General features: G+C 61.5%; 12 protein-coding genes. 5 read left to right on the plus strand and 7 right to left on the minus strand.

All coding sequences use genetic code 11. From position 1 onward, the window contains the following. Positions 1 to 85: 85 nt before the first annotated feature. Together AC1RMX_RS18110 and AC1RMX_RS18115 are read right to left on the minus strand one after the other, a co-directional pair. Positions 86 to 277 carry a hypothetical protein gene (locus tag AC1RMX_RS18110; RefSeq protein ID WP_493072668.1) on the minus strand — a complete coding sequence of 64 codons (192 nt, stop codon included), beginning with the start codon at positions 275 to 277 and terminating at the stop codon, positions 86 to 88. Positions 278 to 288: 11 nt separating this feature from the next. Further along, entirely contained in the window at positions 289 to 1,587 is a 1,299-nt protein-coding gene (locus AC1RMX_RS18115; protein WP_493072669.1) for a phospholipase, read from the minus strand. A gap of 235 nt (positions 1,588 to 1,822) precedes the next feature. On the opposite strand from AC1RMX_RS18115, the gene kdgD reads away from it, so the two are divergent. The 5 genes from kdgD (at position 1,823) to AC1RMX_RS18140 (ending at position 8,300) form a co-directional block, all read left to right on the plus strand. Beyond that, entirely contained in the window at positions 1,823 to 2,734 is a 912-nt protein-coding gene (kdgD, locus tag AC1RMX_RS18120) for a 5-dehydro-4-deoxyglucarate dehydratase (protein WP_493072670.1), read from the plus strand. Positions 2,735 to 2,795: 61 nt separating this feature from the next. Continuing rightward, positions 2,796 to 4,235 carry an aldehyde dehydrogenase family protein gene (locus tag AC1RMX_RS18125; RefSeq protein ID WP_493072671.1) on the plus strand — a complete coding sequence of 480 codons (1,440 nt, stop codon included), beginning with the start codon at positions 2,796 to 2,798 and terminating at the stop codon, positions 4,233 to 4,235. 98 nt (positions 4,236 to 4,333) lie between these two features. Then, on the plus strand, positions 4,334 to 5,698 hold the full coding sequence (locus tag AC1RMX_RS18130; RefSeq protein WP_102619615.1) for an MFS transporter: 1,365 nt from the start codon (positions 4,334 to 4,336) through the stop codon (positions 5,696 to 5,698). 11 nt (positions 5,699 to 5,709) lie between these two features. Then, positions 5,710 to 7,263, plus strand: a complete 1,554-nt coding sequence (gene garD / locus AC1RMX_RS18135; protein WP_493072672.1) for a galactarate dehydratase — start codon at positions 5,710 to 5,712, stop codon at positions 7,261 to 7,263. Between the two features lie 95 nt (positions 7,264 to 7,358). Continuing rightward, a complete protein-coding gene (locus AC1RMX_RS18140) occupies positions 7,359 to 8,300 on the plus strand; it encodes an AEC family transporter (protein WP_096818922.1) in 942 nt (313 codons plus the stop codon). Positions 8,301 to 8,310: 10 nt separating this feature from the next. Here AC1RMX_RS18140 and AC1RMX_RS18145 read toward each other — a convergent pair whose 3' ends face one another. The 5 genes from AC1RMX_RS18145 to gatA form a co-directional block, all read right to left on the minus strand. Beyond that, positions 8,311 to 8,691: a carboxymuconolactone decarboxylase family protein gene (locus tag AC1RMX_RS18145; RefSeq protein WP_085685699.1), complete on the minus strand. Its 381-nt coding sequence runs from the start codon at positions 8,689 to 8,691 to the stop codon at positions 8,311 to 8,313. Next, positions 8,688 to 9,749 (minus strand): calcium/sodium antiporter, encoded by a 1,062-nt coding sequence (locus AC1RMX_RS18150; RefSeq protein ID WP_096818926.1) that lies wholly within the window; start codon positions 9,747 to 9,749, stop codon positions 8,688 to 8,690. The genes AC1RMX_RS18145 and AC1RMX_RS18150 overlap by 4 nt, the downstream gene beginning before the upstream one ends. Before the next feature lie 46 nt (positions 9,750 to 9,795). After that, positions 9,796 to 10,170, minus strand: a complete 375-nt coding sequence (locus tag AC1RMX_RS18155; RefSeq protein WP_102619432.1) for a septal ring lytic transglycosylase RlpA family protein — start codon at positions 10,168 to 10,170, stop codon at positions 9,796 to 9,798. Positions 10,171 to 10,258: 88 nt separating this feature from the next. Beyond that, positions 10,259 to 11,704, minus strand: coding sequence for an Asp-tRNA(Asn)/Glu-tRNA(Gln) amidotransferase subunit GatB (gene gatB / locus AC1RMX_RS18160; protein WP_096818929.1), 1,446 nt, complete (start codon positions 11,702 to 11,704; stop codon positions 10,259 to 10,261). A 10-nt stretch (positions 11,705 to 11,714) separates the two neighbouring features. Next, positions 11,715 to 13,166, minus strand: coding sequence for an Asp-tRNA(Asn)/Glu-tRNA(Gln) amidotransferase subunit GatA (gatA, locus tag AC1RMX_RS18165; protein WP_096818931.1), 1,452 nt, complete (start codon positions 13,164 to 13,166; stop codon positions 11,715 to 11,717). Between the last annotated feature and the right edge of the window lie 7 nt (positions 13,167 to 13,173).

Raw genomic sequence — 13,173 nt, forward strand, 5'->3', positions numbered from 1 at the left:
AGATCTGCCGCGATCCTTCGCGGCAGTCGTCGCACTTTACCCGGCGAATCGGTGAGGCGCGCCGGGGCAATCTTGTCCGGGCATTTCAGCTCCGGGGCAGAATCGAACGATCGACCCTGATCGCCAGTTTGCCCGGGCCGGGCCGGACATCGAATGTCGCCTGGCCCTGGGCATCCACCGACGCCCGGGCGATGGCGACGCCGTCGTGCAGCAATTGCAGCGGCGCACCTTTCAACGATTGGCCGGAAGCCAGTTCCACTTTCAATTTGATCGTCATCGAATCGCTCCTTAATTCGTGTTGCCGGTTGGGTGATAGTCCTTGAGCAGCAGGTAAGTGCTCCAGCCCCACCAGTCGTCGACGGTGGCGGTGTCGTTGAGGTTGTTCACGTCCTTGCGCCGCAGGACTTTGTTGCCCTGAAGGCGGAACAGTGGCGAGAAATTGTTCGTCAGACTCATCACGAAAGTCAGGTCCGGCAACCGTTGCAGCGCGTTGAAGGTGGTCGGCACATTGCCGCTGGAATAGGCGGCATACACTTCGTCCGCCGAATCCTGCACCGCGTGATTCACCTGATTGCGATTGTCAGCGTCGGTCGCCTCGAAGTAGCGCTTGTCGCCGAATGCCCGCCATTGCTCGCCCCGGGCGTTGCGTACCTTGAGGCCGAATTTGCTGTCTTCGTCGTGCATGAACCGGGTGATCAGAGAGCCCAGATCGCTCGGTGTCACTGCGGCGGCCATGGCCTTGCGGGGCACTCGCAAATGCCCGGAGGAGAACAGGTCCGTGAGGTAGTGATCGGCGAACGCGTTCATCGCGTAGGCCCGTTCCAGTTGCAGCTCGTCCTGACTGGCGTGGGCGGCTGCTGCGGTTTGCAGGGCGGCGGTGTGCCCGGCGATGTAGGCCTGGCGGGCCCATTCGCCGAAATGGTCGGCATTGTTCGCCGCCAGTTTCAGGTAGCGACCGAGCGGGAACAGCGCCGAGACGAAACTGCCGCCGCCGGTGATTTTGTTCCACTCTTCCGACAACGTATCTCCCAGTGCGTCGTAGGCTTCGTGGGGTTGCTTGCCGTCCTTGATCGCCTGTTTAACGGCGTCGATCTCTTTTTGCATGATCGCGAGAATCTGTGGCGCTTCGGCCTTGGAGGCCGGTAGGGCGGCGAGGGTGTCAAACGCCGCCGAAAAGCGCTGAAGCCGATCTGCCGGGGTGGCGCCTTCGTTGATCGGCCGGTCGACGACTCCGTAGAAATCTCCGCCCAGCGCCAGCACCTGGCCGTAGGTCAGCGCCAACCCGTTCGGTAGATGCAGTGGCACGTTTTGCGCGAGCACCGGCTCGGCATTTTCAACGAAGCGCAGCCGGGTGTTATCGCCGATCGCCGTGTGTTCCGCGCCTTCGAAGCGCAGTGGCGGCCGAGCTTTCATGGCCTTGCCGGGCAGGGCGGGGACGGGGTCGACGTCGCTGTGCGAGTCAGCAATGTGCAGCAACAGATGCGGATTTTCAGCACTGAAGGCGATGCCGTCGGGGGTAAAAAGATCATCGAAACGGGCGATGATCGGTGTGGGTTTTTCAAGGCATTTTGTTTGTAGACCGGACATTTCTTTCTCCTTGATATGTCGTCGGTGGATTCTTATTTAGCTGTATGTATATACAGTTAAATTGAGCCTAGTCGAGAAAACGCCTACGTCAAAAAGAAATCCTGTCCGACAAAAAATACCTCCCTGCGATGAAATGCAGTTGACGGTTATCTTTTAAGTTGTACGATGACCTACAACTTCGGCGAAGGCTGAACGGTCCACTCACAAAAAACGTTGCTACCAGGGTGTTCGAATAATGAATCCACAAGAACTGAAGTCCATCCTCTCCGCCGGCCTGCTGTCGTTCCCGGTCACCGATTTCAATGCCCAAGGCGATTTCAACCGCGCGGGCTACATCAAACGCCTGGAATGGCTGGCCCCGTACGGTGCTTCGGCCCTGTTCGCCGCCGGTGGCACTGGTGAGTTCTTCTCCCTGGCTGCCCGCGAATACTCGGAAATCATCAAGACTGCCGTCGACACCTGCGCCACCAGCGTGCCGATCCTTGCCGGCGTCGGCGGTTCGACCCGCCAGGCCATCGAATACGCTCAGGAAGCCGAACGTCTGGGTGCCAAAGGTCTGTTGTTGCTGCCGCATTACCTGACCGAAGCCAGCCAGGACGGCGTTGCCGCCCACGTTGAAGCGGTGTGCAAATCGGTGAACATCGGTGTGGTGGTTTACAACCGCAACGTCTGCCGCCTGACCGCGCCGCTGCTGGAACGTCTGGCCGAGCGCTGCCCGAACCTGATCGGTTACAAGGACGGTCTGGGTGATATCGAGCTGATGGTGTCGATCCGTCGTCGCCTGGGCGATCGCTTCAGCTACCTCGGTGGTCTGCCGACCGCCGAAGTCTATGCCGCTGCCTACAAGGCCCTGGGCGTGCCGGTCTACTCGTCGGCGGTGTTCAACTTCATCCCGAAAACCGCGATGGATTTCTACCACGCGATTGCCCGCGAAGATCACGCCACCGTCGGCAAAATCATCGACGACTTCTTCCTGCCGTACCTGGACATCCGCAACCGCAAGGCTGGTTACGCCGTGAGCATCGTCAAGGCAGGCGCCAAGATCGCCGGCTATGACGCAGGCCCGGTGCGGGCGCCGCTGACCGACCTGACCCGCGAAGAGTACGAAATGCTCGCCGCGCTGATCGACAAGCAAGGTGCGCAGTAACCCAACCCTCTAATCAAGGCCGCTGAGCAATCAGCGGCCTTTTGCGTCAGGAGAATGATTCGTGACCAAGCGCTATGACAACTACATCAACGGTGAGTGGATCGCCGGTAACGATTACTCGGTCAACATCAACCCGTCCGAGCTGAGCGACACCATCGGCGACTACGCCAAGGCCGATCTGGCTCAGGTCAACGCCGCCATCGACGCCGCTCGTGCTGCGTTCCCGGCGTGGTCGACCTCAGGCATTCAGGCTCGCCACGACTCGCTGGACAAGGTCGGTACTGAAATCCTCGCCCGTCGCGAAGAACTCGGCACCCTGCTGGCCCGGGAGGAGGGCAAGACCCTGCCGGAAGCCGTTGGCGAAGTGACCCGCGCCGGCAACATCTTCAAGTTCTTCGCCGGTGAATGCCTGCGTCTGTCTGGCGATTACGTGCCGTCGGTGCGCCCGGGCGTCAACGTCGAAGTCACCCGCGAAGCCCTCGGCGTGGTCGGCCTGATCACCCCGTGGAATTTCCCGATTGCCATCCCGTCGTGGAAAATCGCCCCGGCCTTGGCCTACGGCAACTGCGTGGTGTTGAAGCCTGCGGATCTGGTGCCGGGTTGCGCCTGGGCGCTGGCCGAAATCATCTCCCGCGCAGGCTTCCCGGCTGGCGTGTTCAACCTGGTGATGGGCAGCGGACGCGTAGTGGGTGAAGCGCTGGTCAACAGCCCGAAAGTCGACGGCATCAGCTTCACCGGCTCTGTCGGCGTCGGTCGTCAGATCGCGGTCAGCTGCGTGTCGCGCCAGGCCAAGGTTCAGCTGGAGATGGGCGGCAAGAACCCGCAGATCATTCTCGACGACGCCGACCTTAAGCAGGCTGTCGAGTTGTCGGTGCAGAGCGCGTTCTACTCCACCGGCCAGCGTTGCACGGCGTCTAGCCGCTTGATTGTCACTGCCGGGATTCACGACAAGTTCGTTGAAGCCATGGCCGAGCGCATGAAGTCGATCAAGGTCGGTCACGCGTTGAAGGCCGGCACCGACATTGGTCCGGTGGTCTCCCAGGCGCAGCTTGAGCAGGACCTGAAATACATCGACATCGGCCAGTCCGAAGGCGCGCGCGTGGTCAGCGGTGGCGGTCTGGTGACCTGTGACACCGAGGGCTACTTCCTCGCGCCGACCCTATTTGCCGATAGCGAAGCGTCGATGCGCATCAGCCGCGAAGAAATCTTCGGCCCGGTGGCCAACATCGTCCGCGTCGCCGACTACGACGCCGCGCTGGCCATGGCCAACGACACCGAATTCGGTCTGTCGGCGGGTATCGCCACCACGTCGCTGAAGTACGCCAACCACTTCAAGCGTCATTCCCAGGCCGGGATGGTGATGGTCAACCTGCCGACCGCCGGTGTCGATTATCACGTTCCGTTCGGGGGCCGTAAGGGTTCATCCTATGGCTCACGTGAGCAAGGCCGCTATGCGCAAGAGTTCTACACCGTGGTGAAAACCGCCTACATCGGTTCGTAAGTCGCTGCACCCGCGCAGGGTTATTGCCAAGGCCCTGCGCGGCACAAGACCAAAGAATGTTTTACCCGCATAAAAATAATCAGTGGGAGTACATCTACATGCAATCGTCCAAGCCGACTCACGTCCGCTATTTGATTCTGCTCATGCTGTTCCTGGTGACCACGATCAACTACGCCGACCGCGCCACCATCGCGATCGCCGGTTCCAGTTTGCAAAAAGACCTCGGCATCGACGCGGTCACCCTCGGCTACATCTTCTCTGCATTCGGTTGGGCCTACGTGGCCGGGCAAATTCCCGGTGGCTGGCTGCTCGATCGCTTCGGCTCGAAAAAAGTCTATGCCCTGAGCATCTTCACCTGGTCGCTGTTCACCGTGCTGCAAGGCTTCGTCGGTGAGTTCGGCATGTCCACGGCCATCGTCGCGCTGTTCATGCTGCGCTTTCTGGTGGGGCTGGCCGAGGCGCCATCGTTCCCCGGCAACGCGCGTATCGTGGCGGCCTGGTTCCCGACTGCTGAACGCGGTACGGCTTCGGCGATCTTCAACTCGGCGCAGTACTTCGCCACTGTGCTGTTCGCGCCGCTGATGGGCTGGATCGTCTACACCTTCGGCTGGGAGCACGTGTTCATCGTCATGGGCCTGTTCGGCATCGTGTTCTCGCTGATCTGGCTGAAGGTTATCCACAGCCCGCGCCAGCACCCGATGGCCAACGAAGCGGAAGTGAAGTTCATTGCCGACAACGGCGGCATGGTCGACATGGACCAGAAGCAAGGCAAAAAGGCTGACGGCCCGAAATGGGACTACATCCGTCAGTTGCTGACCAACCGCATGATGCTCGGTGTTTACCTGGGCCAGTACTGCATCAACGGCATCACCTATTTCTTCCTGACCTGGTTCCCGGTGTATCTGGTGCAAGAGCGTGGCATGACCATTCTCAAGGCGGGTTTCATCGCCTCGTTGCCAGCGATCTGCGGCTTTATCGGTGGCGTCCTCGGCGGGGTGATTTCCGATTACCTGCTGCGCAAAGGCCATTCGCTGACCTTCGCCCGCAAGGCGCCGATCATTGCCGGCCTGCTGGTCTCCAGCAGCATCGTCGCGTGCAACTATGTTGAAGTGGAATGGATGGTGGTCGGTTTCATGGCCCTGGCCTTCTTCGGCAAAGGTGTGGGTGCGCTGGGCTGGGCGGTGGTCTCCGACACTTCGCCGAAACAGATCGCCGGTCTGAGCGGGGGCCTGTTCAACACTTTCGGCAACATCGCGTCGATCACTACGCCGATCGTCATCGGCTACATCATCAGTTCCACCGGTTCGTTCAAATGGGCACTGGTGTTCGTTGGCGCCAACGCACTGGTGGCGGTGTTCAGCTACCTGGTGATCGTCGGCCCGATCAAACGTGTGGTTCTCAAAGAGCCGCCAGCCAATGGCGGTTCCGAAGCCACCGGTAAATTGTCTCAAGCGCATTCCTGAGGAGCGGCGTCATGCAGTTGATTGAACATTCCGACTCGCCGCGCTACATCCGCCTGCACGAGCGGGACAACGTAGTGGTCGTGGTCAACGATCAGGGCGTTCCGGCCGGCACCGCATTCGCCGATGGCCTGGTGACGGTGGATTTTGTGCCGCAGAGCCACAAGGTCTCCCTCGAGGACATTCCCGAGGGCGGTCAGGTGATTCGTTACGGCCAGATCATCGGCTATGCGTTGCAGCCGATTCCCCGTGGCAGTTGGGTCAAGGAAGATCAACTGCGCATGCCGACCGCGCCACCGCTGGACAGCCTGCCGCTGTCCACTGAGGTGCCGGCCGCGCAGGCACCGCTGGAGGGTTACACCTTCGAGGGTTATCGCAACGCCGACGGCACCGTCGGCACGCGCAACATCCTCGGGATCACCACCACCGTGCAATGCGTCACCGGGGTGCTGGATCACGCGGTAAAGCGGATCAAGGATGAGCTGTTGCCGAAGTACCCGCACGTCGATGACGTGGTGGCGCTGACCCACAGTTACGGTTGCGGCGTGGCCATCACGGCTACCGACGCCTACATCCCGATTCGTACCGTGCGCAATCTGGCACGCAATCCGAACCTCGGTGGCGAGGCGCTGGTGATCAGTCTGGGTTGCGAGAAATTGCAGGCCGGGCAGGTGATGCACGAGGACGACGCGTCGGTCGACCTGAGCGAGCCGTGGCTGTATCGCTTGCAGGATTCCAGTCACGGCTTCACCGAAATGATTGAGCAGATCATGGAACTGGCCGAAGTTCGCCTGAAGAAACTCGACCAGCGCCGCCGGGAAACCGTGCCGGCGTCCGAGCTGATCCTCGGCATGCAGTGCGGTGGCAGTGATGCGTTTTCCGGGATCACCGCCAACCCGGCGCTGGGTTATGCCTCGGATTTGCTGCTGCGGGCGGGGGCGACGGTGATGTTTTCCGAAGTCACCGAAGTGCGCGACGCGATTTACCTGCTGACCTCACGGGCCCAGACCAAAACCGTTGCCGAGGAACTGGTGCGCGAAATGGACTGGTACGACCGTTACCTGGCCAAGGGCGAGGCGGATCGCAGCGCCAACACCACGCCGGGTAACAAGAAGGGCGGGTTGTCGAACATTGTCGAGAAGTCCTTGGGCTCGATCGTCAAGTCCGGCAGCAGCGCGATCAACGGCGTACTTGGCCCTGGGGAGCGCTTCAAGCAGAAGGGTTTGATTTTCTGTGCGACCCCGGCAAGTGATTTTGTCTGCGGCACGTTGCAACTGGCGGCGGGGATGAACCTGCATGTGTTCACCACCGGGCGCGGTACGCCTTATGGTCTGGCCATGGCGCCGGTGGTGAAGGTTTCGACTCGTACCGAACTGGCGCAGCGTTGGCCGGATCTGATCGACATTGATGCCGGGCGCATTGCCACCGGGCGCGCGACCATCGAGGAGTTGGGTTGGGAGTTGTTCCACTACTATCTGGATGTGGCGAGCGGCAAGCAGCAGACGTGGGCTGAAAAGCACAAACTGCATAACGACATTACGTTGTTCAATCCGGCGCCGATTACTTGATGGTTGATCGTTCCCACGCGCTGCGTGGGAACGATCGGGGTGAAAGTGGCTTATCATTAGCCCCCTAACGACGCTCACCTCCAAGGCTCCCCGGCATGCTGGCAATCTTCCTCGAAACCCTGAACATCACCGCGCCGGTGTTTGCCATGCTGTTTCTGGGGGTGTTGCTCAAGCGCATCGACTGGATCAACGACAACTTCATCCACACGGCGTCGTCGCTGGTGTTCAACGTCACCATGCCGGCGCTGCTGTTTCTCGGCATCCTGCACGCCGACCTGCACGCCGCGCTGCAACCGGCGCTGCTGATCTATTTCGCCCTCGCCACGCTGGCCAGTTTTGCCTTGGCCTGGGGCTGGGCGATTTTCCGTTGCCCGCGTGAGGATCGCGGCATCTACACCCAAGGTGCGTTTCGCGGCAACAACGGGGTGATCGGTCTGGCGCTGGCGGCGAGCATGTACGGCGACTACGGGATTTCCCTCGGGGCGATTCTCGCGGCGCTGGTGATCCTCTTCTACAACACGCTGTCGACCATTGTGCTGGCGGTCTACAGCCCGGTGATCAAGTCCGATCCGTGGAGTATCTGCAAAAGCGTCATCAGCAATCCGCTGATCATCAGCGTGATCGCGGCGGCGCCATTTGCCTGGTTCAAGATCGGATTGCCGGGATGGCTGGAAACGTCGGGTCAGTACCTGGCGCAAACCACGCTGCCGCTGGCGCTGATCTGCATTGGCGGCACACTGTCGCTGGCGGCGTTGCGCAAGAGCGGCAGCCTGGCGCTGAGTTCCAGTCTGGTGAAGATGATCGGCCTGCCGGTGCTCGCGACGTTGGGGGCGTGGCTGTGGGGCTTTCGTGGGGCGGAGCTGGGGATTCTGTTTCTGTACTTCGGCAGCCCGACGGCGGCCGCGAGTTTTGTCATGGCCCGTGCAGCCCAGGGCAATCATGAACTGGCGGCGGCGATCATCGTGTTGACCACGTTGATGGCGGCGATCACCACCAACGTCGGGATCTTCTTCTTGCAGTGGGGCGGGTGGATCTGAGAACTGGCGGTTACTCAGGCTTCTGGTAACTGTCGATCACTTCCTGCGCCGCACGAAACGCATCGATCGCCGCCGGCACGCCGGCATACACCGCGCAATGCAGCAGCGCTTCACGGATCTCATCGACCGTGCAGCCATTGTTCAACGCACCGCGCACGTGACCCTTCAACTCCTGCGGGCACTTCAACGCGGTCAGCGCGGCGAGGGTGATCAGGCTGCGGGTTTTCAGCGGCAAACCTTCGCGATTCCACACGCCGCCCCAGGCGTGTTCGTTGACGAAATCCTGCAACGGTTGGGTGAATTCAGTGGCGTTGCCCAGCGCGCGGTCGACAAATGCATCGCCCATTACCTGGCGGCGGATTTCGACCCCGGATTTCTTCGATTCGGTCATGGCACATCCCTCTTGTGGTGTTGGCGGCGCCAGGCGCGCACCGACGTGATAAACAGAAACGTCAGCAGCGTCGGCAGGACATAAAACAGCATCAACCGTTCGAGCTTGCCGGCCAGCGGCATGCCGGTGGTGAAGGACACCACGTGCAGCCCGTACGCCAGGTACAAACCGAGCAGCAACAAGCCTTCGGCCCGGGTCACGCGGTAGCCGGAATAGAACACCGGCAGGCACAGCGCCGCGACGCCGAGCATCACCGGCAGGTCGAAATCCAGTGCATTCGGCGACACTGAGAGTGGTGTTGGTGCGATCAGCGCGGTGATGCCGAGGACCCCGAGCAGGTTGAACAGGTTGGCGCCGATCACGTTGCCCACGGCAATGTCCCGCTGACCACGCAACGCGGCGATCAACGAAGTGGCGAGTTCCGGCAGCGAGGTGCCGACCGCGACCACGGTCAGGCCGATGACTCGCTCGGAGAACCCGAGATCGGTAGCCACCGCGACCGCTGCACCCAGCAGCAAATGTCCGGCAAACACCAGCATGGCCAGACCGGCGACGATCATCAGCAGGCTGGTGAACCAGGGAGCCGGCTGAGTCTGAGGATGATCGGAATGCGGCCGGGCCGAGTGGCGCGACTGGCGCAGCAGCAAGCCGAGATACAGCCCCAACGCGCTCAGCAGCAGAACACCGTCGAAACGGCCGATCTCTTCATTCCAGGCCAGTACGAACACCAGCAGGCTGGCGCCGATCATCAGCGGGATGTCCAGGCGCACCAGTTGCCGCGAAACCCGCAGCGGAATGATCAGCGCCGACAGGCCGAGGGTCACGAGGATGTTGAAAATGCTGCTGCCGATCACGCTGCCGACGGCGATATCGGGGTTGTGCGTCAGGGTTGCTTGCAGGCTGACCGCCATTTGCGGGGCACTGCTGCCGAGGGCGACGATGGTCAGGCCGATGATCAGCGGCCGCACATGCAGGCGCGCAGCCAGACGCACGGCGGCGCGCACCATCAGTTCGGCACCGGCGATCAGCAGGAACAGCCCACAGAGCAGTTCGATCACGTTGATCAGCGGTAAATCGGTCAGTCCGAAAATGGCGGGCGCTCCATCAGTCGTCGAGGGCCTGCACGCGAACCCGTGCCGTGCCGCTGCCAATCATGCCGAGACGTTCGGCGGCTTCGCGTGAAACGTCGATGATGCGCCCACGGGTGTGCGGCCCGCGGTCATTGATGCGCACCACGCAGGATTTGTCGTTTTTCAGGTTGGTGACCTTCACCCGGGTGCCAAAGGGCAACTGGCGATGGGCGGCGGTCAGGGAATTCTGGTTGAACGCTTCGCCGCTGGCGGTGCGTTTACCGTGGTGTTTGGCTCCGTAATAGGAGGCGACGCCGGTCTGGTCGTAACCGTGCGGGTCGATGGTGTCGGTGCTGGCGCAACCGGCCAGCAGAGAGAGCAGGGCGCAGCTGATGAATAGACGCTTCATTCAAAGGTTTCCCGAAAACAGATGTGGGAGCCAGCCTGCCGGCTCCCACAGGGAATGGAGCCAGGCGTTGGAACTGGCCCCATTTTCATCAGCCTTCGAGCTTGCTTTTCAGCAGTTCGTTCACTTGCTGCGGGTTGGCCTTGCCTTTGGAGGCTTTCATGGCCTGACCGACGAAGAAGCCGAACATCTTGCCGCGCTTGGCTTCGTCTGCCGCACGGTATTGCTCGACCTGCTCGGCGTTGGCCGCGAGCATTTCGTCCAGCACTGCCGAAATCGCGCCAGTGTCGGTAACCTGCTTCAGGCCGCGCTTCTCGATGATCTCGTCCGCGCTGCCTTCACCGTTGGCCATCGCTTCGAACACAACCTTGGCGATCTTGCCGGAGATGGTGTTGTCCTTGATGCGCTGCAGCATGCCGCCCAGTTGCTCGGCCGAAACCGGCGAATCCTCGATGTCCAGATTCTGCTTGTTGAGCAGGCTGCCCAACTCGACCATCACCCAGTTCGCCGCCAGTTTGGCGTCGCCGCCGATGCTTGCGACCTTCTCGAAGTAGTCCGCCTGCTCACGGCTGGTGGCCAGCACGTTGGCGTCGTAGGCCGACAGACCGAACGCACTCTGGAAGCGCTCGCGTTTTTGCGGTGGCAGTTCCGGCAGGGTGCCGCGCACGTTGTTGAGGAACGAGTCCTCGATGACCACCGGCAGCAGGTCCGGATCGGGGAAGTAACGGTAGTCGTTGGCTTCCTCCTTGCTGCGCATCGGACGGGTTTCGTCCTTGTTCGGATCATACAGACGGGTCTGCTGGATCACTTTGCCGCCGTCTTCGATCAGGTCGATCTGACGCTGGATCTCGGAGTTGATCGCCTTCTCGATGAAACGGAACGAGTTGACGTTCTTGATCTCGCAGCGCGTGCCGAATTCAACCTGGCCTTTCGGACGGATCGACACGTTGCAGTCGCAGCGCAGCGAGCCTTCGGCCATGTTGCCGTCGCAGATGCCCAGGTAGCGCACCAGCGCGTGGATCGCCTTGACGTAGGCCACGGCTTCCTTGGCGCTGCGCATGTCCGGCTCGGAAACGATTTCCAGCAGCGGTGTGCCGGCACGGTTCAGGTCGATGCCGGTGGCACCGCTGAATTCTTCGTGCAGGCTCTTGCCGGCGTCTTCTTCCAGGTGCGCGCGAGTGATGCCGACGCGTTTGACCGTGCCGTCTTCCAGGGCGATGTCCAGGTGGCCCTTGCCGACGATCGGCAATTCCATCTGGCTGATCTGGTAGCCCTTCGGCAGATCCGGGTAGAAGTAGTTCTTGCGGGCGAACACGTTGTGCTGACCGATCTCGGCGTCAATCGCCAGACCGAACATCACCGCCATGCGCACCGCTTCCTGGTTGAGCACCGGCAGCACGCCGGGCATGCCCAGGTCGATCAGGCTGGCCTGGGTGTTCGGCTCGGAACCGAATGTGGTGGAACTACCGGAAAAGATTTTCGACCGGGTGGTGAGCTGGGTGTGAATCTCCAGCCCGATCACGACTTCCCATTGCATGTGTGTCTCCTCAGAAGCCGGTTGGGGTGCGGGTGTGCCAGTCAGTGTTCAACTGATACTGGTGGGCAACGTTCAACAGGCGACCTTCCTGGAAATACGGAGCGAGCAGTTGCACGCCGACCGGCAGGCCGTCGACGAAACCGGCCGGCATCGACAGGCCCGGCAGGCCCGCGAGGTTGGCGGTGATGGTGTAGACGTCTTCCAGATAGGCAGCGACCGGGTCGCTGTTCTTGGCGCCGAGTTTCCAGGCCGGGTTTGGCGTGGTCGGGCCGAGGATGATGTCGACTTCATTAAAGGCCGTCATGAAGTCGTTCTTCACCAGGCGACGGATCTTCTGCGCTTTCAGGTAGTAGGCGTCGTAGTAACCGGCGGACAGCGCGTAGGCACCGACCATGATCCGGCGCTGCACTTCGGCACCAAAGCCTTCGCCACGGGAGCGTTTGTACAGGTCTTCCAGGTTCTTCGGGTCTGCACAGCGGTGGCCGAAGCGCACGCCGTCGAAACGCGACAGGTTGGAAGAGGCTTCCGCCGGGGCGATCACGTAGTACGCAGGAATCGCGTGTTGCATGTTCGGCAGGCTGATTTCCTTGATCACGGCACCGAGCTTCTGCAGCTCTTTGATGCTGTTCTGGATCAGCTCGGCGATACGCGGGTCGAGACCGGCACCGAAGTATTCCTTCGGCACGCCGATGCGCAGGCCTTGCAGCGAGCCATTCAGACCGGCGGCGTAGTCCGGCACCGGTTCATCGATGCTGGTGGAGTCGTTCGGATCGAAGCCAGCCATGCCTTGCAACAAAATCGCGCAGTCTTCGGCGGTGCGAGCCAACGGGCCGCCCTGATCGAGGCTGGAGGCGTAAGCGATCATGCCCCAGCGCGAAACACGACCGTAGGTCGGTTTCAGGCCGGTGAGGTTGGTGAACGCGGCCGGCTGACGGATCGAGCCGCCAGTGTCGGTCGCGGTAGCCGCCGGCAACAGACGAGCAGCAACGGCCGCCGCCGAACCACCGGACGAGCCGCCCGGTACGTGCTCCAGGTTCCACGGGTTTTTCACCGCGCCGTACCAGCTCGACTCGTTGGCCGAACCCATGGCGAATTCGTCCATGTTGGTCTTGCCCAGGGTCACGGTGCCAGCGGCGGCCAGTTTGGCAACCACGGTGGCGTCGTACGGAGCCTTGAAGTTGTCGAGCATCTTCGAGCCGCAGCTGGTGCGGATGCCCTGGGTGCAGAACAGGTCTTTGTGGGCGATCGGCGCACCAAGCAGGGCGCCGCTCTCACCGTTGGCCCGGCGCACGTCGGCGGCTTTCGCCTGCTCGAGGGCCAGCTCTTCGGTGAGGCTGATGAAACTGTTGAGCTGCGGGTCGAGCTGGGTAATGCGCGCCAGCAGGACTTTGGTCAGCTCTTCGGAAGAAAACTTTTTATCGGCGAGACCGCGGGCGATCTCGGCCAGAGTCATTTGATGCATTGCAGGC

Source organism: Pseudomonas sp. GW822-FHT03F04, assembly GCF_058801405.1.